The sequence below is a fragment of the Streptomyces sp. PTY087I2 genome, assembly GCF_001687325.1.
Lineage (GTDB): Bacteria > Actinomycetota > Actinomycetes > Streptomycetales > Streptomycetaceae > Streptomyces.
In genome coordinates, this window is sequence record NZ_LZRD01000005.1 from 297,173 (window position 1) to 322,736 (window position 25,564).

A 25,564-nucleotide genomic window follows, 5' to 3' on the forward strand; every position below is an offset into this window, starting at 1 on the left:
GGTCAGAAGGCCTGGGCCTCCTCGGCGGTCGTGGCGGGTGACACCACGACCCGGAAGTCGCGGTGTCCCAGGACGCAGTGGAGAGCGGGAGGCGGCTGCTCCCGCTTCACCACCCAGGCGTGTACGGCGGAGAGCGCGGCCGCCGGATCGGCACGGACCATACGGCCGTCCTCGATCCGGGGCTCGGTCCGGACAGCGAGCAGCCGATCGTCGCCCCGGACCCGCAGAACGCTCGTCCCCGAGGGCAGCACGGCGGCCGCCGCCCGGCAGTCCGGGTACCGGTCGAGGACGTGGGCCGACCACCCGCTCGCCGTCCACGCGGTGTCCAGCGGACCCGGCCCGGTGGCCAGGGGGCGGCGGTAGAGCAACCCGGCGCTCTGTACGTTCCGCTCGCCTGCCGCGCCGTATTCGACGGCCAAGTGGTTCCCCGGCAGCCCTGTGGCCGCGGGAAAGCGGTCCACCCGCACCCGGTCGCCGCTCCGGTCGAGGAAGACGTCGAAGGCGACCGGTGTACAGGGCGTGGGGGACACGGCGGGCAGCGTCCGCGGTTCGACCGGCACGGTGGGCGCGGTGAGACCGAGCAGTCCGTAGAGCAGTTGCCGCATGCGGTCCAGAGCATGTCCCTGCTCGGCGAACGCGGCCCGGGCCGCGCTCGGTCCGGACCCCGGACGGTAGGCCGACAGCTCGCGGTGGATCTCCCGGGCCGGGCCCAATCGCGGAACCGCCTCCAGCAGCCGGGCCATCGGGCTGCCCGCGATCAGCTCGTCGCCCCCATCGCAGGCGGCGATCACCGGACGGTCGGCCACCGCCGAGTAATACAGAGCCGCCGAACCGTGGTCGGTGATCAGAGCGTCGGCGGCGATGAGGGTGGAGGCCCATTCCTCATGGGCCCCGACGAGCACCAGGCCCGCGTCGAGAGCGGGCGCCAGGTGCTCCCTCAGCCCGAACGTTCCTATCCGGGCCCGTTCGTTCGGGTGCACGATGAGAGCCAGTTGATGGGTGTCGTGAGGCAGTGTTGTGGCCAACTCCACCAGCAGATCCGGGCGTTGACGGAGCAGTGACTGAGGGCCCCAGGTGGAGGCGATCACCACCAGCTGCCGTGCGCCGGTTCCCAGCGTGGCGCGGTACCGGTCGCGGAGGGAGCGGGAGGCGAGAAGGCGTTCAAGGGTGGGATCTCCCACGACCCGGGCCCTATCGCCGTGATACCGACTCGCGGCACGCAGTCGGTCGACCTGATGAGGATGGGCGAGGGCGTGCACGGTCGTCCGACTGCCCTCGCCGGACAGAAGGTATTTCGGGTCCAGGCCTGATGCGGAGCCGGGCGAGCCCTCGCTACGGATCGTCTTGCTGAAACCCGCACCGTGCGGCAGGAGCACGCGGTGGCCGTGCAGCAGCCGCAGATCGCCCTTCGGGCTTGCCACCAGCACCAGGTCGAACACGCGGCTGCGGGCTTCGTCCCACGGAATGATCCGTGCTCCTGCGGTGTCGACGGCAGTCAGGGCATCCGCACCGAACTCCGACCCCGGCACCAGTGTGAAACAGGTGCTGATCCGGTCGTCACCGGCGAGCACCGGCAGCACGTCGAGGAGGCGGTACAGAGCCACCGCGGACCTCACGGCAACGAGAACTGTCCGCCCGTCGCCCGTCGCCCCGGTCGGTCCACTGTGGTGCGGGTCCGAGAAGGGGAAGTTCTCCCACATCAGACGCGGTTCGCGGGTTCGGGACGGCATACGGTGATCGTATCGCTCGGCATCGCCACGACCGAGCCCACGTGATCTCCGTCCCAGCCGACGAAGACGGGCGGCGCACGCCACCTGCCGGACGGGACAATCCCGTTCATGAGTGAATGGGCGATCGCACTGATCACGGCGGCGGCCGCCATCGCGGGCGGCGCCGTCACCGGCTGGTTCGGCCGCAGCGCCGGGATCAGGCAGGCGGAGGCCGCCCGGCTGGCCGGCGAGCGGCAGGCCGAAGCGATGCTGGACACGGTCCGGATGACCCTGCGGGAACAGGCCGGGGTGCGCGTGCTCGACCTGCGCCGACAGACCTATGTGCGTTTCCTGGACGCCGCCGAGCGCGCCGTCACGGCGGCACGTACCGGAGTCGGCGGTGACCCGGGCACGGTCACGTTGTCGTCGGCCCTGGCCGAAGTAGCCCTGGAAGGACCGTCGGAGGTCCACCGGGCGGCGTGCGCCGTCGCCGACGGTCTGCGCGGGCAGGTCCGTCCCGACGAACTGGAGGACGCCAAGGAGCAGTTCGTGGTGGAAGCCCGTCGCGCTCTGAGTGCCGACGACGGGCCGGAGCCGGACGACATCGCTCGGCCCGCCTCTTCCTGACCGGCTCCTGCGGGGTCGGAGCGAGCGTCACGGGCCCGCCCGCTCCGCGGTCAGCCCTTCCGGAGTCGGCCGAGGCCGCGCAACCCCGACTTCGGAGCCGGGACAAGGCGGAACGCCGTGTTGAGGACATGGTCCGCCACATCGCGCGAGGGCTTGTCCGTGAGGTCGGTGAGCAGCCGGGCCAGCAGGTCGAGGAGGAACGGCGAGCCCATGACGTACCGGTTGAGCACCGGCTGGAAGCCCGAGCGGCTGAAGACCAGGTCGGCGGCGGTGTTGCCCAGCCGGTAGTAGCGGCCCCAGCGGCGGTTCATCTCCACCGGGTAGCCACGCAGCACCTGTTCGCGGCGGGAGCCCTGGGGGTGCGCCAGCGCGAGGGCCGTGGTCTCGGCGGCCACCTCGCCCGCCTCCATCGCCTGGGCGATGCCCTCGCCGTTCCAGGGGCTCACCATCCCGCCGGAGTCGCCGACCAGCAACAGCCCCCGGGCGTACAGCGGATGGCGGTTGAAACCGAGAGGCAGGGCGGCGCTGCGTACCGGGCCCTCCGCGTTCTCCTCGCGCAGCCCCCACTCCTGAGGGGTACGGGCCAGCCACTGGTCCAGCGTGGCGCGCAGGTCCGCCTTGCCGTGCCGCCGGTGCGGCAGCGCCCCGAGTCCGACGTTGACCCGGCCGTCGCCCATCGGGAAGATCCAGCCATAGCCCGGCAGGTACGGGCCCCCGTCGGGGAAGCGGAGGTCGGCCCACAGCTCCAGGTACTCCTCCCGGGAGCGTTCGGGGCTGCGGTAGTAGCGCCGGGCGGCGGTCGCGATCTGCCGTCGCGGGTCCCGCTCCAGGCCCAGCGCCAGGGCGAGACGGGCGGACGCCCCGTCGGCGGCGATGACGACCGGCGCGCGGAAGTCGACCGGCTCCGGAACGTCCGGCGAGTCCGAGGACGCGGCGACCCCGGTGACCCGGCCCGCCCGGTCCGTCAGCGGCCGCTCCGCCTTCCAGCCGCTGTACAGCCGGGCCCCCGCCGCCACGGCGTGCCGGGCCAGGATGTCGTCGAAGTCGTGCCGGCTGCGGGAGAGGCCGAAGTCCGGGTAGCGGCCCAGCGCCGGCCACTCGATGTGCACCCGGTGCTTCCCGGCCACCCAGCGCATCCCGCGCGAACGCGTCCAGCCGGGGGCGGTGATGTCGACGCCCATCCGGATGAGCTGGTGCACCGCGCGCGGGGTGAGACCGTCGCCGCACACCTTCTCCCGGGGGAAACGGGCCTTCTCCAGCAGGATCACGTCCACCCCGGCCCGCGCCAGGTGGTACGCGGCCGAGGAACCGGCCGGGCCCGCCCCCACCACGATCACCTGGGCGTCCGTGTCCGTACGGGACGCCTCCCGCGCGTCCGGGTCCGTCGTCGTCGCCGGGTCCATCGGCTGTTCCCGCATGACCACCCTTTCCTCCAACGGCTGTTGCTCTGCCCCGGGGCGGCGGCCCCGGCCAACATCATCGATCACGACGGGCCGGGGCGGTACCCGGCGTCCCGATAACCGGGGGCGGCGGAGTGAACCGGCCGTCTACGCTCCGTCGGTGACCACCCCGCCGGACGAACCGCTCAGCGACGCCCTCGACCGCGCCGACGCCGCTCTCCTCGCCCGGCGCCTCGACGCCCGCACCTGCCCACCGGAACTGCTCGGCCGACTGGTCCGGCACCCCGTCCCGCGCCTTCGGCACCTGGGCCTGACGCTCCTCACCGAGCGCGCGGACACCCCGGACGCCGGGGCCCAGGGGCATCTCGCCCTGGTGGCACGCCTGTTGCCCGATACGGTGGGGTCGTCGCCCGAGGAGTCCCTCCTGCTCGCCGGACTCCACGCCCGGCTCGGTGCGCGAAAGCCGCACCCCCGGCTGCCGGACTGGCGGGCGGCCGAGCTGCCCGCCCGGGTACGGATCGCCTGGCTGCGGACCGAACTCCTCGGCGACCCGGCGGTCCTGCGCACGGAACCGGCGGGCGAGCTCCTCTACCGGGCCGTCCGCGAAAGCGCCGCGACCGACGCGCTCCGCCCCGACCGTCTCGTGGCCGAACTCGTCGACACCGGTGACCCGGTCCTCCAGGCCGAGGCGCTGCGGCTGGCCCGCGAGGGACTACACGCCGGACTGCTCGCACCGGCGTTCGTACGCGACCGGCTGCTGCGACTGCTCGACGCGCCGGACGCCGACGTTGTGACCGGTGCGCTGCACGAACTCGCCGAGCCCTGGGCGACGGTGACTCCGGTCGCCCCGTCGTTGCTGCCCCGGTCGGTGGATGAGCTTGCTGCTGCCGGTCTCGTGGCCGCAGCCCGGCACGGGCACCACGCGGTGCTGTGGAACACGGCCGAGGATCCGGCCGGGGCTCCTGTCCTGCGTCGGCAGGCCGTGGAACTTCTGGGCGAACGGGCGGAGCGCACCGACGTCGGACGCCTGGTGGCGCTGGCCGCCACGGACCCCCTCCTGCTCGCCGGGCCCGTGCTGGCCTGTCTGCGCGGACTGCACCGGCGCGGTCACTTCCCGGCGGACCGGGACGCCGGGACCGTCCTCGACCTGGCCCTGGCCGACCACACGCTCCCGGCCGAGGACGTCGCCACAGTCCTGTACACCTGCCGCCGCCCGCTGTTCGACGCCCTGACCAGCGCCCCGCCCACTTCCTCGGACTGGCCGCGCCGCCTGGAGCTGCTGGTCGCCCTGGAGCGGCAGGGGGTCACCGACATCCCCATCGGCGAGACCGTCGCCCGGCTGCTCCCGGCCGCCCGGGCCCCGCGCCCGTTCCTCGCCGCGATCCGGGCCCTGCGCCCCGCGAACGCCGAGGACGCGGTACTGGCCCTGCTGCCCACGGCCCCGTCGGCCGCACTGGACGCCTTGGAGGCCATCGGCGGAGAACGTACGCGATCGGCACTGGCCCGAGCGTTCGGTGCCGATGCCTCGGTGGACCCCCCGGGCCTGGCGCCGGACGGCCCACCCGAGGTGTCGGGCAGCCCATCCCGGGCACCGGACGGGCCAGTCATGGCACCGGGCGGTCGGCTGCCGGGACTTGGCAGCCCATCCCCGGTGGTGGCCGGCCGATTGCCGGGACTTGGCGGCCCTTCCCGGGCACCGGGCGGCCGACCCGCGGCATCGGGCAACCCATCTCCGGCACCCGACGACCGACCCCCGGCACCGGACCGCTCACCCCGCCCCCCCGGTCGCACCCGAGCTGGCCCCCGTACGCGATCGGGCGCTGGCACTCCTGTGGCACCTCACCCGTGAACCGGAGCAGCGGCGCGCCCTGCTCGACCGGCTCGACCCCCGGCACCTCCCGTACGCCATCGAGGCCGACCTCGGCGCCCCCGACGAACGGGAACTGGCCGTGCTGCGCGCCCGCGTGGACGCGGACGCCCCCGTGGCGGCGCTCCGCCGGATCGCCGAGTACGCCGGTACGGAGGCCCTGCCTCTCGTGTCCGACCTGCTCCTGCGCATCGTGCGCGATCTCGCCGCGCCCCGTGACCCCGACGCCGGGCCGCCCCGGCCCGGGGCGGAGACCTCGTACCCCGACCCCGTACCGGCCGGCGAACCGGAGCTGCCTGCCGAGGCGCTGGAAGCCGTGCGTGCTCTCGGGAGCCGGCTGTGGCGGAGGCGGCGGATCAGGCCCGTCTGCCTGCTCGACGCACCGGACGACACCGGCGCGGGCCACGCGTTCCTCACCGCGACCGTGCTCGGCCTGCTGGAGCGCCCCGGGCTCACCGGCGGCGAACAGGCGGTACTGCTCAAGGCGTTGCTCCAGGTCCCCGCGACCGCGTCCACCCGGGGCCGGGTGCACCGCCTGCTGCGCAGCCGCGACCCGCACGTGCGCAAGCACGTCATCGCGCTGCTGGCCCACGATGCCTCGGGCGCGGACGCGCGAGCCCTGTCCGCGACGCTCGTCCCGCTGACCTCGGACCCGGACATCCGGACCGTACGGGCGGCCCTGCTGGCGCTGGGCACGGCACGGGCCGACTGGGCGGGCGAGGCGGTCGCCGCCTGCCTCCACCACCCGAACATGAACATCCGGAAGACGGCGGCGGTCACCCTGCTCCACGCGGGGGCGCCCGCCGCCGTTCCGCATCTCCTGCGCGCGCTCGGCCGCGACGACAACCCGGGGCTGCGGACCGCGCTGACCCGGGCGCTGGGGGCGGTCGTGGGCGACGCCCGCACCGCGACCATTCTTGCCGCCGCCGAAGCGACCGGGGACGAGCGCGCACGCCGCCTTCTGCTGCGTGCCCTCGACGGCGAGGTCACCGCCCGCGCGGTGCTTGCCCTCGACGCGGGGGCCTCGCCGGTCGTCCCCGCCCTGCTGGCACTCGTCGCGGACGGCGGCGTACGGCTCGCCGCGGGCTCCGTGGCGGATCTGGCGGAACCGCTGGCCCGGCACGGTGTTGCGATGCCGCCGGACGCCCCGGGCGGGGCCACGGCCGGGGGTGACCCGGATGTGACGGCTCTGCTGCGGACCGGCTGGGACCCGGGGCTCGCCTTGCGCATCGCCCGTCGGTCCATGCCCCCGGACGCGGCGGATGTCCGCGAACTGCCTTCGGCACGAACTCTGTTGGGCCACTGGCTCGACCTGGCCGCCGGTACCGACGAGGCCGGAATCCGCAGTCGCCTGGTGCGGTGTGCCCTGCGCCTCTGCCCGGGGCCGTGGTCCGCCGACGAGACGGCGGTGCTCGCCCGTTACGCCGGTACGGTCGCCGACGCGTTCGGCACCGCCATGGGTGAAGGAGGGGCGGCTGGGTTCGGCGGGGAACTGATCGACGTCCTGCACGCCGTCGCGCCCCACGTGTCCGCCGGCCGGCGCTTCCCGGTCGTCGAGGCGCTCCGGGCCCTGCCGCCTGCGGGCCTTGGCGGCTCACCCCGGCCCGAGGCGGCCGCCTCCATACTCTCTCTGCTCCGGCGGTTCGGCGCGGTGCTCGTCCGCGCCGATCTCGACCGGGCGCTGGCCGCCGCTCACCGGGGCGCCGACCCCTGGCGTGCCGCGCCCGCCGTGCTCCGCGAGGCGTTCGGCGTACCGGGAGAGGGCGTGGCCCTCGACGAACCGGCCGAGTGGCATGCGGAGTTGGCCGATGCGGTACGGACCCCGGAAGCGCTGGCGGAGTTCCGGGGGCGTTACTCCACCTCCGCGGCGGCGGCCGGAGCCTCGCGTATCGCCGGCACGGAAGGTCCCGTCCGCCCGCCCACCAGCCCCCGCTCCCGGCACCTGCTCCACGCCCTCGTCGAGGCGTACCCCGGAGCCACCCCCCAGGTACGGGCGCGACTCGTCGACTGGATGACCCGGCTTCAGCCGCTCGACGCGCCCGAGTGGACCATCGCCGAGACCTGGGCGGCGAGCGCGGCCGCCGGTGCCCCGGCACGTCCGGCGCGGGCGGGCGATCTCGACCAGCCCCGGTCCGCCGCCCAGCGGTCCCGGCTGCTGGCCATGCTGGACGCCGAGAGCCCGGAGCGCCGGACCGCCGCCGCCCTCGCTCTGCGCGACTGGCCCGAGCCGGATGTGTCGCGTGCCGTCCTACGGGCGTACCTGCGCGGCCGGATCGACGTACTCCCGGACCGGGCACATCTGCGCGGCCGGGACGACATACTCCCAGCCCCCACCTCCCCGGACCCGGTGCACGGCGGGGAACTGACCGCCCCCGGAGTGCTGCCCGAGCGGGCGCTGCGCCTGGTGGCCCAGCTGCCCGAGGACGACCTGCCCCCGCTCGTCCCGCTGCTCGTCGAGTGGTGGGAACACGGTCCGCCCGCCGTCCACGCGGCGGCCCGCACCGCGCTGCGCCGCGTCCCCGCCGATGCCCTCGCGCACCTCCTGGCACCCCGTATCGAGGCGGGCGAACGCGGACTGCTCGACCTGCTGACCGGCCTGCGTCTGCTGCGTACCCCCACGCTGACCAGGGCCGAGAGCCTTCTGCGTACCGAAGGCCGCGCGGCCCTGGCCGACGGGCTCGTCCTCCTCGACGGCCCCCTGCGCACCCCCGGGACCGCACCCGAGGACACCGCCGCGCTCGCATCCCTGCGCACCCCGTCCCGGGTTCCGGCGGCCCCGGCGGAACCGCCGTCGCTGCCGGAGCTGCTCGACCTCGCCCGCACCGGCACGCCCGCGCGGGTCCGGGAGATCCTGACCCGCCTCGTCGAGGAGTACGCTCCCGGGCCCGACGCCCGTCCGGACCCGGAACTGCGCGCACTGGTCGAGGAGTTGCTGCGCCACCCACGTGCCGGGGTCCGGCTCCACGCACACCGGGCCTCGCGCGCCCTGTTCGACCGGGACACCCACGCCCGGCTCACCGTGCTCCTGCTGTCCGACCCGTTGCCGGACGTGGTGCGCAGGGCGGTCCGGACGCTGGGCCGTGCCGCCTGGGAACCCGCGCTGCCCGAGCTGGTCCGGCTCCTCGACCATGCGAAGCCGGTGGTCCGCAGGGCCGCCCGGGACGCGGTCGTCGGGTTCGGCGGGGCGGCGGTTCCGGCCCTGCGCCGGGCCGAGGCCCACGCCCGCCCCGACCGGCGGTCGCTCTACACCGACGTGCTCGCCGAGATCACGAACGGAAAGGATTGAGCCGAGAGCACGGACGGAAGGGCTTGAGAAGACAAGGGTTCCCGCCTACCCGCACGTCAGCCCTCGCCGCCCCCACCCCGCGCCGCCGCCGCGGCGACCTGGTGCAGCGTCCGTCCCGTACGGGCGGAGCGGGCGTGGTACGGGTCCGGTGAGCCCGGCCTGCCGCGTACGGCGAGGCGGTCGTTGGCCTTGATCAGGAGCCAGGCCTCATGGCCGCCGCTGTCGGGCTCGTCGCCCTTCTGGATGCGGGTGAGCGCGAACTCGCCGTGCAGCTTCGACCCGTACAGCCAGAACGTCGCGTGGCCCAGCTCCAGGGACTCGGCGAAGGGGACGGAGTCGCCCTGCCCGTCGTGTCCGAGTGGCCGGTACGTGCCCTGGTCCCAGACGATCACCGTGCCGCTGCCGGACTCGCCCCGGGGAATGACCCCCTCGAACTCGCGGTACTCCAGAGCGTGATCCTCCGTCGGCACGGCGAGCCGGCGGTCGCTGGGGTTCTCCGACGGCCCGCGGGGCACCGCCCAGGACTTCAGTACGCCGTCCACCTCCAGCCGGAAGTCGAAGTGCAGCCGTCGCGCGTCATGGATCTGCACGACGAAGTGGGGCCGCGGTGTGCCGTCGTTCTCCACGTCGTGCTCCCTTCGCCGCCCCGGTCCGTATCTCCACTCTGCCGCCGCCCGCGAGGAACCGCACGACGGGCTCGATGCCTTCAGGCGCATATGCCGATGAAGCATGCCGTTCCTTCTCCGGTCCGGACCAAGTTATTGACGGCTCCTGCGGCACTCCCTTAAATCAAGAGTTGAAATATGCGCCCGAGGTGATCGCCCCAACCGTTCACCTCTCGGCGTCGACCTGTCATGCGCATGCCCTTCGCATGTGCGTGTCCCCCCACGCGAAGTGATGTGATGACCGTGCACCCCACCACGCACTCCATGGCGCGCAGTGTCTCCCGGCGCCGCCGCGTCGCCCTCTACGCGGCCTCGCTGCTCTGCTGCTCCGCCATCCTCACCGCACTCCCCGGCGGAGCGTCCGCCGCACCCGCCGCCGACTCACCGGCCCCCGGACCGGGGACCATGGCCGTCGCCTTCGAGGACCAGTTCGACGGCCCGGCCGGCGCCGCCGTGGACGGCGGCAAGTGGCAGATCGAGACCGGCGACAACGTCAACAACCACGAGCGGCAGTACTACACCCCGGGCAACGACAACGCCGCGCTCGACGGCCAGGGCAACCTCGTGATCACCGCCCGGAAGGAGAACCCGGGCAACTACCAGTGCTGGTACGGGGCGTGCGAGTACACCTCGTCCCGGCTCAACACCTCCGGCAAGTTCGCCGCCGCCTACGGCCATGTCGAGGCCCGGATCAAGATCCCGCGCGGCCAGGGCATCTGGCCCGCGTTCTGGATGCTGGGCGACGACTTCGGCAACGTCGGCTGGCCGGACAGCGGCGAGATCGACATCATGGAGAACGTCGGCTTCGAGCCCGGCACGGTTCACGGCACCCTGCACGGCCCCGGCTACTCCGGTTCGGGCGGCATCGGCGCCGCGTACACCCTTCCCGACGGGCAGGCGTTCGCCGACGACTTCCACACCTTCTCCGTCGACTGGGCCCCCGACTCCATCACCTGGTCGGTCGACGGCAACGTCTTCCAGCGACGCACCCCCGCCGACCTGGGCGGCAACCAGTGGGTGTTCAACAAGCCCTTCTTCCTCATCCTGAACCTCGCGGTCGGCGGCTACTGGCCCGGCGACCCCGACGGCTCCACCCAGTTCCCGCAGCAGATGGTCATCGACTACGTCCGGGTGACGACCTCGTGACGACCGGCGGCTGACCGGGAGCCCTCAAGCGTGGACGGCGGCAGAGGTGCTCCTGCCGCCGTCCACCCCGTCCGCCCCGGCCACCCGCCCACGCCTTCCGACAGGAGAAGCGGAATAGCATGATCCCCATGGAACAGCGCACACTCGGCAGGACCGGCCGTGACGTCTCGGTCGTCGGACAGGGCACCTGGCAACTCGGCGGCGACTGGGGCGAGGTCGCGGAGGACGACGCGTTCGACGTCCTCGACGCGGCCGTCGCATCCGGCGTCACCTTCTTCGACACCGCGGACGTGTACGGGGACGGCCGCAGCGAACAGCTCATCGGCCGCTATCTCAAGAACCGCCCCGACGCGGACGTCTTCGTCGCCACCAAGATGGGCCGCCGCGCCGACCAGGTGCCGGAGAATTACGTCCTGGACAACTTCCGTGCCTGGAACGACCGTTCCCGGGCCAACCTCGGCACCGACACGCTCGACCTCGTACAGCTGCACTGCCCGCCCAGTGCCGTCTACTCCTCGGACGCCGTCTACGACGCCCTGGACACCCTGGTCGCCGAGCAGCGGATCGCCGCCTACGCGGTGAGCGTCGAGACCTGCGCCGAGGCGCTGACCGCCATCGCGCGCCCCGGCGTCGCGAGCGTGCAGATCATCCTCAACCCGTTCCGCCTCAAGCCGCTCGACGAGGTCCTTCCGGCGGCCGCCGCCGCGGGCGTCGGCATCATCGCCCGGGTCCCGCTCGCCTCCGGGCTGCTCTCCGGCACGTACACCAAGGACACCGTCTTCGGCCCCGAGGACCACCGGACGTACAACCGGCACGGTGAGGCGTTCGACCAGGGCGAGACGTTCTCCGGCATCGATTACGCCACCGGCGTCGCCGCGGCCGCCGAGTTCGCCGAGCTGGCCCCGGAGGGCGCCACCCCCGCGCAGGCCGCGCTGCGCTGGATCATCCAGCAGCCGGGCGTCACCAGCGTGATCCCCGGGGCACGTTCGGTGGAGCAGACCCGCGCCAACGCGGCGGCCGCCGCACTGCCGCCGCTGCCGCAGAGCACGCTGGACGCCGTGCGCGAGCTGTACGACCGGTCGATCCGCGCGGAGGTCCACGACCGCTGGTGACGGCGGACGGGGGATGAGCGGGGGAGGGGCGGGGCGGACGGGAGAGCGGCGAGCGGGACTCAGTCGTCCTGCTCGTCCTCCCCGTCCCTGCCCCCGTCCTCGCCCCTGCCTCCGTCCTGCTGCTGAGCAGCGCCGTCGCCGGTGTCCTGGGACGGGGCCGAGGACGGGCTCTGGTCCGGCGTACCGGCGGAGCTGGAGTCCGGGGAGAACAGGATCATCCCCAGATACACGGCGGCCAGGAACGTCGCCGTGCCCGCGATGGCGCTGGCCACCCTGGGGCGCCGCCGGATCGCCTCGCGAGTGCTGCGCCGGCGGGCGGGGGCCGAACGGGCCGGCGCCTGGCGTCTGCGCCCCGTGGGACCGGGGAGCCGGTACGTCGTCGGGCCGACCGGTGCGGGCGGGGCCGCGGGGGAGGGCTTCGGGGCCATGGGCGCGGTCGCCCGGTGCGACGTGGGCGTCTGCACGGGGAGGGGCTCCGCCCGGCCGCGCCAGGCGTCGGTGCGGAACCAGTCGGAGACCTGCTGCGCGGTGGGCCGTTCCTCCGGCTGTTTGGCCAGCAGCCCCAGCAGATACGAGTCGAAGGCGGCGGAGATCTCCACACCGCGCTGCCGCAGCGGGACCGGCGGGGTGTCGACATGCTGGTACAGCGTCGCGGTCGCGGTGTCGGACCGGAACGGGGGCTGCCCGAGGAGCAGTTGATAGACGACGCAGCCCAGGGAGTACATGTCGGACGCGGAGTCGGCGGTACGTCCCAGCGCGCGCTCGGGGGCCAGGTAGAGGCTGGTGCCGACGATGTGACCGGCCGTTGTCAGCGCGGTGGACGGGTCGTCGACGAACTGGGCGATCCCGAAGTCGCCGATCTTCACCGAACCGTCCGCGTCCAGCATCAGGTTGCCCGGCTTGATGTCGCGGTGGACGATGCCCTGGCGGTGCGCGGCGGCAAGACCGGCGGCCGCCTGTCCGGCTATCCGGGCGACCAGTTCGGGATGGACGCGCTCCTGGGCGGCCAGGAGGTCTCCGAGGCTCTGCCCCTCGACCAGCTCCATCACCAGGAAGAACCGGTCCTCCCAGGCGCCGAAGTCGAACACCGCCACCAGATGCGGGTGGCTCAGCCGGGCGGCGGTCTGGGCCTCCAGCCGGAAGCGGGCGGTCGACGAGGCGTCCGCCTGGTCCCCCAGCAGGAGCTTCACGGCCACGGCCCGGCCCAGGACCTCGTCCGTGGCGCGCCACACCTCGCCCATGCCGCCACGACCGATGGGGGATACCAATCGGTACCGACCAGCTACCAGCACCTGTACACCTATCTCGAATTGTGGCCCGCTCCGGCTGTCGGCACCCCGGGGCACCCGGTCTCCGGCGGAGTTCAGGGCGGTGCGGCGAACGACATGATCAGGATATCGGTCCGGCGGAGCCCGGATACCCCGACGGCCCCTTCACCGGGCCCGGCTGACGGCCCGCCACACCACCCGGCCCGCCGCGCGCCCGTACGCCGCTCGGACGGGGGCGTGATCCGTCCGCCGAGCCGCTGCTCCGGCGGTGCCGTACTCCGGCCGCCGGAACACCTCGCGGGTCAGCCCTGAACGGTCCCGGCCCCCGGCCGGTCCCGGTCGCCCGCCGCGCGTCCCACGGACTCCACCAGCGGCAGCACCCGGTGCGCGACCCGCTCGCGCAGCGCCACATCGGTCCGGGTCCTGACGACCCCCGGCAGCTGGATCAGCCGCTGGATCACGTCCTCCAGATGCCCGTTGTCCCGGGCGACGACGCGGGTCAGCAGATCGCCGCCGCCCGTCGTCGAGAACGCCTCGATGATCTCCGGTACGGCCGCCAGCGCGTCGCCCACCTCGACCAGATGTCCCTGGGTGACCTCCAGGTGGACGAAGGCGAGCACGGGGTGGCCGAGCGCGGCGGGGGAGAGGGTCGGCCCGGTGCCGGTGATCACGCCGTCGCGCTCCAGCCGGTCGAGCCGGGCCTGTAGGGTGCCGCGGGCCACGCCGAGGATGCGTGCGTACTCCCGGACGCTGGTGCGCGGCTGCTCGATCAGCAGGCGCAGGATCCGGGTGTCGAGAGCGTCCACCGCCATGATCCGCCGATCTCCTTCCGAGCCGCCCTTGTCCGGCCCCGACTCTACCCAGAGTGAGGGGACCGCCCCGGACCGCCCGGACCCGACCCGCCCCGGGCCGCCTCAGACTGCCGAGGCGGCGACAGGCGCACCACTTATCACTCGCAGTCACCCGTTATCCGTCACCCGTAGGCCGACGACAGCACGGCCATCAGCACGGCCGTCAGGGCGAACTGGGCGACGGCGGCTCCCCAGAACCGCCCCCAGCACACGGCCAGCCCGATCGCCGCCAGCACGCCCCCGCTCCACAGCAGCTCCGTCAGCGGGAGGACGGCGTCCTCGCCGTTGTGCGCCGCGGCCCAGCCCTCCATGCCGACGGCCAGCCAGGCGTAGCCGCCCACCAGGATGTCGAGCGGAAGGAGCCCCAGGAACACCAGGAGGTTCGCCCCGCCTGCATGAGCAACGGTGGTCCGTTGGCACGCCGGTGGCCGAAGCAAAGCGGAATGCACTGGGCCATTGGTACAGAGAATTCCGCCCGATTTGATCCAAGCGCCCGACGGGTGCTGCAATGGTGACGTCGATGGCGCTGCGGACTTCCGCGGCGCCTTTTTCATGCGAGTTCTGCGGCGACGCGGAAGGGGTGGAAGCGTGCTGAAGAGGGTGTTCGTGGCGCCGGACCCGGGGCGGGTCCGGCTGCGCTTCGCCTCCCGTGCCGTGGTCGGCATCGGCCTCGCCGTCGCGCTGTGCGGGCTCGTCGGGCATTCGCTGGTCGCGGCCATCACCGGCGGCCTCGCGGCTCTGCTCGCCCTCTTCACCGTGACCGACCCGACGGTGCGCGGGCAGGCGGTCACCACCGCCCTGCTCCCCGTCGCCGGTCTGCCCGTCCTCGCCGTCGCGGCGGTCCTGCACGACCAGCCGGTCGCCCGGGATCTGACCTTCCTCGCCGTGATGGGGGCGGGTGTGTACGCCCGGCGCTGGGGGCCGCGCGGCCACGCGCTGGGCGTCTTCGCGTTCATGATGTTCTTCGCCGCCCAGTTCCTGCACACCGTGCCCGGCCAGCTGCCCGAGCTGTACGCCGCCGTGGCGCTGTCCCTGTGCGCCTCCTCGACCGTGCGCTTCGGCCTCTGGTGCTACGAGCGACGGCTCCCCGCCCCCGCCCAGCCCGCTCCGCCGGAGGTCCGGGGCCGGCTGCGCGTCACCACCCGGCAGGCCGTCCAGGCCACCCTGGGCGGGGCCTTCGCGCTCGGCATCGGACAGGTCCTGTCCGACGAGCGGTGGTACTGGGCGGTCGGCGCCACCTGGTGGGTCTTCGTCAACACCACCTCCCGCGGCGAAACGCTCGTCCGCGGATTCCGCCGGGTCCTGGGGACCGTCGTCGGCATCGTCTCCGGTTTCGCCGTGGCCATCCCGCTCGACGGCGCGGCCGTCCCGACCGCCGTCGTCGTCGCGGTCGGCGTCTTCGGCATCTTCTACACGGCGGCGGTTTCGTATAGCTGGATGATGCTGTTCGTGACCATGATGGCCGGCATGCTCTACGGAGCGCTGGGCGTCCTGGACGCCGCTCTGCTCTGGCTGCGCGTCGCGGAGACCGCCGTCGGCGCGCTCGGCGCGGTGCTCGCCGTGCTGCTGGTCCTCCCCGTCACCACCCACGCCATCACCGACGCATGGATCCAGAAGGCGCTGCGCTGTGTGCACGCCTGCACGGCCGAGGCGGCCGACCGGCTCGCCGGCTCGACGCTCGCCGACCCCGCCCCCCGCGTCGCGGAGCTGGAGGTGCTGCTCGGCCGGGTCCGGCTCTCCCTCGCGCCGCTGGTGCACCCCCTGAGCCCGCTGCCCGCCCGCAAGGCGCGCGCCCGCCAGGTGATCGCGCTGCTGGACGACTGCGTACGGGAGGTACGGGGGCTGGCCTCCATCGCCGCCGACCCGGACGCCTCGCACGACGCGCGGCTGTCGGCCGCGTGCTCCCGGGTGGAGATGGCCGTCGAGGCCCTGACGGCGCCCGAGGGCGCCCGCGGCTTCCACCTGCCCGAGCTGCCCGGCGCCGCCGCGGACCCGGCCCTGGCCCACCTGCACGGTCTGGAGCGAGCGCTCGCCGCACTCGTCAGCCCGCTGAGCCACGCTCCCTCCGCGGCATCGACGAACGCCTGAATCACGGCAGAGGTCCCCTCCCCTCGGAGGTGCCCACGGCGCCGGTCGCCCTCACGGGTGATGACCGACATGGTGACCCGTTCCACCGAGCGGATGCCGCAGGCCGAGTGCGGCAGGACGGATGACCGACCAGGCCCCCGGGCAACGTGATCGAGATGCCGGACATCTCGATCAACAGCCCGGGGGCCTCGCTCGTTGCGCTTCACAGCCCCTTACTCGCGGCGGGTGCCTGAGCCACGGTCCCTCACGGGCCGCAGCGCATCCCTGTCCGCGCGAGCCGGTAGTCCGACGGCGCGACCCCGTACGCCTTGCGGAAGGCGCGGCTGAAGTCGGCCGCGTGACGAAAACCCCACCGGGCGGCGATAGCGCTGATGGGGTAGGTGGCCAGGTGGGGAGCGATGAGGTCGCAGCGTGCGCGCTCCAGTCGTTGCTGACGTATCGAGGCGGCCACCGTCATGCCGCGCTGCTGGAAGAGGCGTTGCAGGTGACGGCGCGAGATGTGGTGTTCGGCGGCGACCTGTGCGGGAGTCAACTCGGCTTCCCCCAGGTGCTGCTGAATGAAGTCCTGGACACGGACGAACAGGCTGTCGTGGGCCCCCTCCGACGTGGCGTCCTCGCTCGTGTGCGAGCCGAGCATCCCGGCGAGAAGTTCCAGCAGAACGCCGGAGAGCCGGTGTCCCTGCGCGGCGGAGAAGGTGACGGGGTGGCGTAAGAGGTCGACGAGTAAGCGCGACAGGGTCAGGCCGAACACGTTGTGCTGCCGCAAGGGCGTGACCATCAGCGAGTCCATCAGGTCGGCCGGCAACGGGACGAGTTCCTTGGGGATCTGGAGCCGCAGGGCCACCAGGGACGAGGGCGCCACATCGAGATGCTGGTGAGCGGGAGGGGCGTCGCCGTGGAGTACGGAGGGACAGGAGGTGTCGGTCAGGAACATGTCGCCCGGTGTGAAGACCCTGATGCGGGGCGAGTTCCCCAACTTCATCTCGCCCTGTAGGGGGAGTACGAGGTGGTACTGGTCCGGGGCGACCGTGGCCCCGTGGCCCGGCGAGCCCATGGCCGCCGTCGGCGGCTGGGCTGATCGGAAGAGTCTGAGGGGGCCGAGGTCGAGTCTGTCGGCCAGTGTGTGGAGGTGCTCGGGAGAGTCGATGGCCAGGTGGGGCGGCCAGGGCATCGAGTTGATCTCGTCGTCCCACCGCTCGAACCGCTCGGCGAGACTCAATCGCTCGGCTTGCATGTGTTACACACCTTCCCCCGAATTGGTGGCGTAGACCAGATGACTGTACATGGCGCTTACCGTCAAGAAGAAGTCCCGCTTCGCTAAGGACTACGTCGCGACACTTTGGCAGACTCACTGACATCGCCGATGGAGGCAGTCCGGAATCTGCTGCTACGGAACGGGGGAGGATGATCCAATGGATCTCCGTTATCCGGCTTACTGTGTAGCCAACCCTAGATTTTATGAGACCCCGGAAAGAGTGGCTCTGGATGAGGGCTGGACAGACTACGGAAGTCATATTGAAGAGCCGTCCGGATGGCGTCGATCGGTCGAAGAGCAGTGGACTCGCATCCAACCTCCGACCGAAACCCCGAAACTTCCCGTGCAGGGCTGGAAGATACATGTTGCCAGCACTCCGGAAAATGCCATCGAAACCTTGAAGAAGGTAGCAGAATACTGCTTCGAGCACAGGCTCCACTTCAAGTTCCTTCCGCACTCCCTGGTCATGCAGGCGAGAAGTGCGAAGTACGCACCCCGCGAGGCCAGCGGAAAGTTCATCACCATCTATACCCGGAGCCCCGAGGAGCTGCACAGAACGCTGGAAGACCTCGACCAGGAGATCGGCGGCTGGCCGGGACCGTACATTCTCAGCGACCTGCGCTGGAACGAGGGGCCGCTGTACATCCGGTACGGAGCCTTCGTGCTCCGGTTCGCCCACGTGGACGACGGTACTCAAGTCGCTGCGATCGAACGGCCCGACGGGGTGTTGGTGGCCGATCACCGCGAGCCGCGCTTCGTGCTCCCCGAATGGGTCGAGGTTCCGGACTTCCTCGCGGAATCGGTCCATCCGCGAATGTCCGGCGAGCAGCCCTCGGAATTTCCGTACGATGTGCTCGGAGTCCTTCATTTCTCCAACGGTGGCGGTGTCTACCGAGCCCGTAGGCTCCGGGACGGGACAGAATTAGTCCTCAAGGAGGGCAGGCCCTACGCGGGGCTGGACCGCACCGGCGAGGATGCGACCGTGCGGGTGCGGAGAGAGTACGCGGTCCTGTCCGAACTACAGGGACTTCCCGGCATCCCGCAGGTCTTCGATTGCCACACGCTGGGCGGGCATGAATTCATGGCCATGGAACACGTCTACGGCCAGTCCTTGCAGAGTTGGGTCGCGCAGAACTATCTCTTCCTTTCGGGATCCGGTGACGGGAACGAGACTCGGGAATACCGGGATTCGGTGGACGTCATCATGGATCAGCTGGAGCAGGCGGTACGGAATGTCCACGAGAGGGGGTATGTGTTCAACGACCTGCACCCGGGTAACGTCATGATTGACGAGGATCTGAACATCTCGTTGATCGATTTCGAAGCCATGCGGCGGGAAAGTGACGCCGGGCCGCGACCACTCGGCGTTCCCGGATTCGTCGCACCGGACTCCTTACGTGGATTCGATGCCGATCGTTACTCGCTCAACGCCATCCGCCTGTGCCTGTACTTTCCGCTGATCTCGCTTCTCGCGCTGTGCCCGGCCAAGGCGGCCACGTTCATCGACACGGCCCGGGACCGTCTGGAGCTGGACGAGGACGTGGTGGCGGAGCTGCGCCGCTCCCTGGCGGCTCCCGGCCCGGCGCAGTCAGGACTGCGACCCGCCGAGCCGGACCTGGCCTTCACCACGGCGGCCGGTCCCTGGCTCCTCCAGGAGAGAGCGCTCCAGGCGTCGATCCGCCGGACGGCCACACCGGACCGGGGAGACCGGCTCTTCCCGGGAGACATCAATCAGTTCTTCCACGGCGGCGGTGGAGTCGCTTTCGGCGCCGCCGGGGTGATCGACGCCCTGCACACCGCGGGGGGCACCGAACTCGCCCCCTACGTCGACTGGCTGGAGCACAACACCCTCACCAGCCGTGTCCCCCGGCTGGGGCTGTACGACGGAGCTGCCGGAATCTGCCGGGTCCTGCACCGGATGGGCCGCGAGGACACCGCGTTCGCGATCTACGACAGGGTTGTGGAGGAGAGCGCGGGGCTGTTCGGGACGAAGTTGTTCGACGGCCTGTCCGGAATCGGATTGGCAAGCCTGGACTTCTATCGCCGCTTGGCGGAGCCCCGTCTCCTCGACCACGCCGTCCGTGCCGCGGCCGTCGTCGAGGGGGCCGTCGACTCCGGCAGGTTCGCCGTGGGTGCGGGCTCCCTCTCCGCCGACTCGCTGCTCAGGGACCGCAACGGAAACGCCGTCGAGAACTTCTGGGGCGGACTGCTGTACGGCTGGTCGGGACTGGCTCTCTTCATGATCCGGATGTACGAGATGACCGGCGAGGAACGCTGGCTGCGAGCGGCCGTCACCGCCCTGCACCGGGACCTGGACGAATGCGAGTCCATGCCCGACGGCACCCTCCAGGTCAAGAACGGTGCCCGGGTGCTGCCCTACCTCGCGACGGGCAGCGCGGGTGTGGCGATGGTGGGCGACCTGATCCTCCGGCATGTGAGCGACGAGCGGATCGAACGTGCCCTGCCGGAGCTGAGCCTCGCCTGTGTCACCGAGTTCAGCATCGGAGCGGGACTGCTCAACGGGAGAGCCGGGCTGGTCGGCGCCTTGCACCAGGTGAAGCACCGCCTCGACCGGCCCGATGTGGACAAGCGCATCGACGAGGGCGTGGCATCCCTCAACCTTCACGCGCTGTCCGACGAGTTCGGCCTCGTCTTCCCCGGTGACCAGAATCTCCGCGCCTCCACAGACCTGGGTACGGGATCAGCCGGAGTGCTCCAGCTCATCAACGTACTCGCGGGGAGGACCAGCGAACTGCTGCCGTTCCTCGGCCCCGAACCCTGGGCGCCTCCCCACCATGACCTCTCGGCAACCGCGGCCGGCGCCGGATCCACCACATCCGAGCACCGCTGACCGCACCTCGCGGCCCGTGCCGCAAGCAGCCGAGACCACCGCAGTCCGATCAGGGAAGGAGGTGAACACCATGGCGAACTTCGTACTGGGGCTCCAGGGAATGGAGTCCGAGGCGAACAACCAGGACGTCCTCGCGAGCAGCTGGACGTCGGTCTGCTGCAAGTGCAGCTGGATCAGCACGAGCTGCTGACCGAACTCGGCCGCGTCGGGGGCGGCGTCACTCGATGCAAGCCCTCGGCGTGGCCGGCCGGGCCATCGGTGGAACGTACGAGAGAGCAGGTGGAGTGCCATGCCCTTCCCTCCGGAAGGACGACGATGAAGCAGGCCGGCCGGGTGCGGACCCGCGACCTCGTGCGCTACATGCGCGGGCACGCGCTCGCCATGTCCCTCGCGGCGGTACTCTCCCTCGTCGCCGCCGGCGGGACGCTCCTCCAGCCCGTGCTGGTGCGGTCGGTCATCGACGCCATCTCGGCGTCGCGGTCGACCGTGGCATCCACGGTCGCGCTCGTCTCGCTGCTGGTGGGAGCGGCCGTGATCAACGGGTTCCGGGACTACATGCTGCGGCGCGTCGGCGAAGGCGTTGTGCTGCGGATACGACAGCGGCTCGCGGGGCATGTGCTGAGACTCCCCGTCGCCGAGTACGACAGCCGCCGCACCGGGGATCTGCTCTCCCGCATCGGATCGGACAGCTCGATGCTGCGGTCCGTCGTCACCTCGGGGCTGTTCGAGATCTTCACCGGGGCGCTGATGATCATGGGCGCGGCAGTCGCCGCGTTCCTGGTCGACCCCCTGCTGTTCGCGGTCACAGCCGGGGGCCTGGTCGCCGGCCTCGCGGGAGCGGCGGTGATCGCGCACCGTACCCGCCCGGCCTCCGAACAGGCCCAGATGCTGCTCGGAGAGATGACGTCCGGACTGGAGCGCGCGATCCGGGGCGTACGGACGATCCGGGCCGCGCGGGGAGAGCAACGGGAGACCGAGACGATCGTGGACAGTGCCCGCCGTGCTCATGGGATGGGGCTGCGGCTCGCCCGACTACAGGCGTTCACGGTGCCCGTGGCGCACATCGCGACGCAGGGAGTGTTCCTGCTGGTACTGGGAGTGGGAGGTGCCCGGGTCGCCGCCGGTGGGCTCTCGGTCGGCGACCTCGTGGCGTTCGTGCTGTTCCTGTTCTTTCTGATCATGCCGATGGGTCAGCTCATCGGGGCCTACTCCCAGTTGCAGACCGGCCTCGGTGCGCTTCAGAGGATCGAGGACGTGCTGCGTGTGCCGACCGAGACGGACGGGGACGTCGTACGCGTCCAGTCGTCGCGAGAAGGCCGGCGGGCTGCCCCGGTCCTCGGCAGGGGATCCGTCCCCGTGCTTGCCTTCGACCGTGTGACGTTCGGCTACCAAAGGGGTGAGACGGTCGTGGAGGACATCAGCTTCACCGTCTCCCCGGGCACCCGCACGGCCCTGGTCGGTCCGTCGGGCGCCGGCAAGTCGACTCTGCTGGCATTGGCCGAGCGCTTCTACGACGTACGGTCCGGCGCGATACGGCTGGGCGGGGCCGACATCCGCCAGGTGTCACGGGACGAACTGCGCAGCCGGCTCGGCTATGTGGAGCAGGAGGCGCCGATCCTGGCCGGAACGCTCCGGGAGAACCTGTCACTGTCCGCACCGGGCCTGTCCGACGAGGAGATGGCCGACGTCCTGGCCCGCGTCAACCTTGACGAGGTCGTGAAGCGTTCTCCACTCGGACTGGACGCTCAGGTGGGCGAAGGCGGCGTCCTGTTGTCCGGCGGTGAACGCCAGCGCCTGGCCATAGCCCGCACGCTTCTCGCCGCGCCTCCGATCCTGCTGCTGGACGAGCCGACCAGCAATCTCGACGCCAGGAACGAGCAGGCGTTCCGCGCGGCGATCGACGCCATCCCCACCGAACACACGCTGCTGATCGTCGCCCACCGGCTGGCCACCGTGGTCGACGCCGATCAGATCGTCGTCGTCGACCACGGAAGGGTGGTCGGCACGGGCACCCACGACGAGCTCATCGAGTCCAGCACGCTCTACCGCGACCTGGCCTCCCATCAACTGCTGGTGGCCTGAAGGGAGGACCGATGAACGAGGACCGTCGTGCCGACGGCGCCGACGAAAGCGCCCCGGCCCCGCACCGGGCGGAGCGTCCGAGCATCGCGATCGTAGGCTGCGGACCACGCGGGACATCCGTACTCGAACGCATCGCCGCGAACACACATCTCCTCGCCCCTGACGAGCGCCTGGACATCCACGTCATCGACCCGTATCCGGTGGGTGCCGGACGGGTATGGCGCCAGGACCAGTCACCGTTGCTCTGGTCGAACACCCGGGCCGACGAGTGCACGCTCTTCACCGACGACACGGTCACCTGCCAGGGCCCCGCCGTCGAAGGCCCCACGCTGGAACAGTGGGCGCGGGATCTCGCCGCGGGAGACCTCCCCTTTCCGCCGGGTTACGAGCCCGCCCCGGGGACGCGGGAGGAAGCCGCGCGCGTCCACGCCGGCTGGTTCGCCTCACGGAGGCTCACGGGTGACTACCTCTCCTGGTTCTTCCGGCGGACCGTCGCCGCTGCCGCGCCCAGCGCCCGGGTCCGGACGCACCGGGCGTCCGTGTTGTCCCTGGGCGATCTGCCCGACGGCCGCCAGCGCGTCCGACTCGACGACGGCGGGACCCTCGACGTGGACCTGGTGATCCTGGCGCAGGGCCACTTCCAGGTGAAACCGCACGGTCCGGAACCCCGGCTCGCCCAGCACGCGGCAGCCCACCGCCTCAGCTACCAGCCGACCGCGCAGACCTCCGACGTCTCACTGGACGCGTTCCCTGCGGGAGAACCCGTACTGATGCGCGGATTCGGGCTGACCTTCATCGACATCATGGTGCTCCTCACCGAGGGACGCGGCGGGCGCTTCCGCCGTGAGCCGTCGGGCGAGCTGCGCTATGTGCCGTCGGGCCGGGAACCCAGGCTGTACGTGGGTTCCCGCCGAGGCGTGCCGTACCGCTCGAAGTTCGGATACGTCCTGTCGGGGCTCCCACCCCGGGTACCTCGCTACTTCTCCCCGGCCGACTTCGCCGACCACTCCCTCGATTTCGCCGCCGACCTGTGGCCCGCCCTCGCCCGGGAGCTGACCGTGGCCGGCTACCGGGAGCTGGCGCACTCCCATCCCCACCGCCTTGGAGTCGACGCCGGGGAGTTCCTGGACCGGTTGGACGCCGCGCAGTGGCAGAGCCCCGAGTTCAAGGACCTGATCGAGCAGGCCGTGCCCGACAGCCGTGACCGCATCGACGTCGACGGGCTGGACAGACCGCTGGCGAACCGCCGCTTCTCCGACGCTGCCGCCCTGCGTGCGTGGATGCTGCACTACCTTGCCGACGACCTGGAGAGAGGGCGGAACCCGCGGTACAGCGCCCATCTGGCCGTCTACCACGCCATCTTCTCGATCTCGCAGGCGCTGTGGGCCGTGGTCCAGCGGGGAGAGGTCGAGCCCGGCAACGGAAGCCACAGCATGACGGCCTTCTTCGACTTCTGCCGGTTCCGTACCAGCGGCCCGCCGGGACCACGTCTCGAACAGCTCCTGGCTCTCGCCCGCGCGGGCGTCGTCGACTTCGTCGGCGCGAACATGAAGGTCACGTGCAGAGGCGGCATGTTCGAAGCGCGCACCAGCAGCCTGGACCGGGTCGTACGGGCCCGGGCCCTGATCGAGGCCCGTCTGCCGGGGCGAGCCCTCACTCGCGTGGCCGATCCCCTGCTCCTCCACCTCGTCGGTGAGCGTGAGATCAGGGAACAGGTGCAGACCGATCCCACCACCGGCCGACGGCAGCCCACGGGCCTCATCGACACGCTCGGAGCCCGCCCTCTGGGACCCGACGGCTCTCCGCACCCCAGACGCTTCGTCACCAGCCCGGGCGACTTCCCCCGGCCGCGTACCAACGACCCTTTCCTGCACCAGAGCGACGCGGTGGCCAGGGAGACGCTCCGCGCACTCGGCGAGGCGCGAAGCCGCATTGGTCTGGACCGCAGTGGCCTGCCTGCTACCGTCGCCCGTGAAGATCGCGGCGACGGTGAAGAGGGGTAGCGCGATGATCGGCAACAGCGCCGGGCGGGCATTCTTGGGGTCGTTCACCTCGACGGGCGGGCTCGGCATCACCGCCGCCTCCGTGGACCGGGAGACCGGAGCGCTGACCCTGCTCGGGTCCACGGACGCCGTGCCCGACCCCTCCTTCCTCGCGGTCGGCCCCCGGGAGGGCGGCACGGTCCTGTACGCGGTCGGGGAGAGCGCCCCCGGCGTCGCCGCCGCCTTCGCCGCCGACGGGGACGTACCGACGCTCCTGGGCTCCGCGCAGGCCGTCGACGGCGATGCGCCCACCCACCTCGCGCTCGCCGCGAACCACCTGGTCACCGCCAACTACACCTCCGGCAGCGTCACCGCCCTGCCGGTCCTCGCCGACGGGTCGCTCGGGGCGGCGGCCTCGGTGCTCCGGCACGAGGGCAGCGGCCCCGACACCGGTCGCCAGGAAGCCCCGCACGCCCACCAGGTCCTCGCCGACCCCTCCGGGAACTGGCTGGTCAGCGTGGACCTCGGCACCGACTCCGTACGCGTCTGCGCCCTGGACCCGGCCACCGGCGCGCTGCGGCTGCACGGCGAGACGGCGCTGCGCCCGGGCACCGGACCGCGTCATCTGGCCTTCCACCCCTCGGGCGCTCTCGCCTACGTCCTGGGCGAGCTGGAGCCGACCCTCACCGTGTGCCGCTGGGACGCGGCGACGGGCCGCCTCGATGCGCTCGGGGAGGTCCCGGTGCTGCCCGAGCACGAGACGGCCGACGCGGCGGTGCGCACCTACCCGTCCGAGGTGGTCGTCGCCCGCGACGGGCGCTTCCTGTGGACCGCCAACCGGGGGCACGACAGCATCTCCGTGTTCACCCTCGACGAGAGCGGCGAGAAGGCGGCCCTGGCGGCCACCGTCGGCTGTGGCGGCCGCTGGCCCCGCGACCTCACCCTCGACCCGGGCGGCCAGTGGCTGTACGCGGCCAATGAGCACTCCGGGAACGTCAGCTGGTTCGCCGTGGACGCCGAGACGGGCATCCCGCGGCACGCGGGCTCCGTCGAGGTCCCCGCGGCCTCCTGCGTCGTTTTCGTCTGACCCCCGGCGCCGCCTCGCCCGGCCACGACAGCCGGAACACAGCGCGGCGGCCATCACCGGTACGGCGAGCCGGGCGGCCAGCAGCATGCCGGTGATCCCGGCGGCCTGCACGGCCTCCTCGCCGCCCACGGTGGCCAGCACGATGCCGTCGGCGGCCGTGGCGACGGTGAACAGCCTGGCCCGGTCGGCGCGCGCGAGACCGGCCTCCGACAGCCGTACGTGCAGGGCCTCGGCGAGCAGCGGGTGCGGGCCGAGCACATCGGTCAGCTCGGCCTGCGTACCGCTGTC

General features: G+C 72.0%; 17 protein-coding genes and 1 pseudogene. 10 read left to right on the forward strand and 8 right to left on the reverse strand.

What is annotated here, in order from left to right:
• Positions 1 to 2: 2 nt before the first annotated feature.
• Positions 3 to 1,730, reverse strand: a complete 1,728-nt coding sequence (locus A3Q37_RS07500) for a CDP-glycerol glycerophosphotransferase family protein (protein ID WP_255311761.1) — start codon at positions 1,728 to 1,730, stop codon at positions 3 to 5.
• A gap of 108 nt (positions 1,731 to 1,838) precedes the next feature.
• Here A3Q37_RS07500 and A3Q37_RS07505 point away from each other — a divergent pair, with 108 nt between their 5' ends.
• On the forward strand, positions 1,839 to 2,336 hold the full coding sequence (locus A3Q37_RS07505; protein WP_065479457.1) for a hypothetical protein: 498 nt from the start codon (positions 1,839 to 1,841) through the stop codon (positions 2,334 to 2,336).
• Positions 2,337 to 2,386: 50 nt separating this feature from the next.
• Here A3Q37_RS07505 and A3Q37_RS07510 read toward each other — a convergent pair whose 3' ends face one another.
• Complete coding sequence (locus A3Q37_RS07510; protein ID WP_176711370.1) at positions 2,387 to 3,739, reverse strand: geranylgeranyl reductase family protein; 1,353 nt, start codon at positions 3,737 to 3,739, stop codon at positions 2,387 to 2,389.
• 157 nt (positions 3,740 to 3,896) lie between these two features.
• Between A3Q37_RS07510 and A3Q37_RS36390 the strand changes: the two genes are divergently transcribed.
• Both A3Q37_RS36390 and A3Q37_RS07520 read left to right on the forward strand, forming a co-directional pair.
• Positions 3,897 to 5,585, forward strand: coding sequence for a hypothetical protein (locus A3Q37_RS36390; protein WP_065479466.1), 1,689 nt, complete (start codon positions 3,897 to 3,899; stop codon positions 5,583 to 5,585).
• A 577-nt stretch (positions 5,586 to 6,162) separates the two neighbouring features.
• Positions 6,163 to 8,889 (forward strand): HEAT repeat domain-containing protein, encoded by a 2,727-nt coding sequence (locus A3Q37_RS07520; protein ID WP_255311768.1) that lies wholly within the window; start codon positions 6,163 to 6,165, stop codon positions 8,887 to 8,889.
• A 56-nt stretch (positions 8,890 to 8,945) separates the two neighbouring features.
• Here the strand turns inward: A3Q37_RS07520 and A3Q37_RS07525 are convergent, their stop codons facing one another.
• Complete coding sequence (locus A3Q37_RS07525; protein WP_065479469.1) at positions 8,946 to 9,515, reverse strand: DNA polymerase ligase N-terminal domain-containing protein; 570 nt, start codon at positions 9,513 to 9,515, stop codon at positions 8,946 to 8,948.
• Between the two features lie 276 nt (positions 9,516 to 9,791).
• On the opposite strand from A3Q37_RS07525, the gene A3Q37_RS07530 reads away from it, so the two are divergent.
• Both A3Q37_RS07530 and A3Q37_RS07535 read left to right on the forward strand, forming a co-directional pair.
• The gene (locus tag A3Q37_RS07530) at positions 9,792 to 10,700 is read left to right on the forward strand and encodes a family 16 glycosylhydrolase (RefSeq protein ID WP_065479472.1); all 909 of its coding nucleotides are present in this window, start codon (positions 9,792 to 9,794) and stop codon (positions 10,698 to 10,700) included.
• Positions 10,701 to 10,819: 119 nt separating this feature from the next.
• Entirely contained in the window at positions 10,820 to 11,812 is a 993-nt protein-coding gene (locus A3Q37_RS07535; RefSeq protein WP_079137692.1) for an aldo/keto reductase, read from the forward strand.
• Between the two features lie 59 nt (positions 11,813 to 11,871).
• Here A3Q37_RS07535 and A3Q37_RS07540 read toward each other — a convergent pair whose 3' ends face one another.
• From A3Q37_RS07540 to A3Q37_RS07550, 3 genes are all read right to left on the reverse strand, one after another.
• Positions 11,872 to 13,053 carry a serine/threonine-protein kinase gene (locus tag A3Q37_RS07540; protein ID WP_065479475.1) on the reverse strand — a complete coding sequence of 394 codons (1,182 nt, stop codon included), beginning with the start codon at positions 13,051 to 13,053 and terminating at the stop codon, positions 11,872 to 11,874.
• A gap of 329 nt (positions 13,054 to 13,382) precedes the next feature.
• Positions 13,383 to 13,892, reverse strand: coding sequence for an Lrp/AsnC family transcriptional regulator (locus A3Q37_RS07545; RefSeq protein ID WP_065479481.1), 510 nt, complete (start codon positions 13,890 to 13,892; stop codon positions 13,383 to 13,385).
• A 161-nt stretch (positions 13,893 to 14,053) separates the two neighbouring features.
• The gene (locus tag A3Q37_RS07550) at positions 14,054 to 14,305 is read right to left on the reverse strand and encodes a hypothetical protein (RefSeq protein ID WP_255311762.1); all 252 of its coding nucleotides are present in this window, start codon (positions 14,303 to 14,305) and stop codon (positions 14,054 to 14,056) included.
• A 214-nt stretch (positions 14,306 to 14,519) separates the two neighbouring features.
• Here A3Q37_RS07550 and A3Q37_RS07555 point away from each other — a divergent pair, with 214 nt between their 5' ends.
• Positions 14,520 to 16,019, forward strand: a complete 1,500-nt coding sequence (locus A3Q37_RS07555; RefSeq protein WP_065479487.1) for an FUSC family protein — start codon at positions 14,520 to 14,522, stop codon at positions 16,017 to 16,019.
• A 244-nt stretch (positions 16,020 to 16,263) separates the two neighbouring features.
• On the opposite strand, the gene A3Q37_RS07560 is transcribed toward A3Q37_RS07555, so the two are convergent.
• On the reverse strand, positions 16,264 to 17,253 hold the full coding sequence (locus A3Q37_RS07560; protein WP_065479490.1) for a helix-turn-helix domain-containing protein: 990 nt from the start codon (positions 17,251 to 17,253) through the stop codon (positions 16,264 to 16,266).
• A 178-nt stretch (positions 17,254 to 17,431) separates the two neighbouring features.
• Here A3Q37_RS07560 and lanKC point away from each other — a divergent pair, with 178 nt between their 5' ends.
• From lanKC to A3Q37_RS07580, 4 genes are all read left to right on the forward strand, one after another.
• Positions 17,432 to 20,125, forward strand: a complete 2,694-nt coding sequence (gene lanKC, locus A3Q37_RS07565) for a class III lanthionine synthetase LanKC (protein WP_079137694.1) — start codon at positions 17,432 to 17,434, stop codon at positions 20,123 to 20,125.
• Between the two features lie 315 nt (positions 20,126 to 20,440).
• A complete protein-coding gene (locus A3Q37_RS07570; RefSeq protein ID WP_065479497.1) occupies positions 20,441 to 22,207 on the forward strand; it encodes an ABC transporter ATP-binding protein in 1,767 nt (588 codons plus the stop codon).
• Between the two features lie 11 nt (positions 22,208 to 22,218).
• Positions 22,219 to 24,210 carry an FAD/NAD(P)-binding domain-containing protein gene (locus tag A3Q37_RS07575; RefSeq protein ID WP_065479503.1) on the forward strand — a complete coding sequence of 664 codons (1,992 nt, stop codon included), beginning with the start codon at positions 22,219 to 22,221 and terminating at the stop codon, positions 24,208 to 24,210.
• 4 nt (positions 24,211 to 24,214) lie between these two features.
• Positions 24,215 to 25,276 carry a lactonase family protein gene (locus A3Q37_RS07580; protein WP_065479506.1) on the forward strand — a complete coding sequence of 354 codons (1,062 nt, stop codon included), beginning with the start codon at positions 24,215 to 24,217 and terminating at the stop codon, positions 25,274 to 25,276.
• A 39-nt stretch (positions 25,277 to 25,315) separates the two neighbouring features.
• Here the strand turns inward: A3Q37_RS07580 and A3Q37_RS37695 are convergent.
• A pseudogene (locus A3Q37_RS37695) lies at positions 25,316 to 25,564 on the reverse strand (hypothetical protein); the annotation flags it as partial.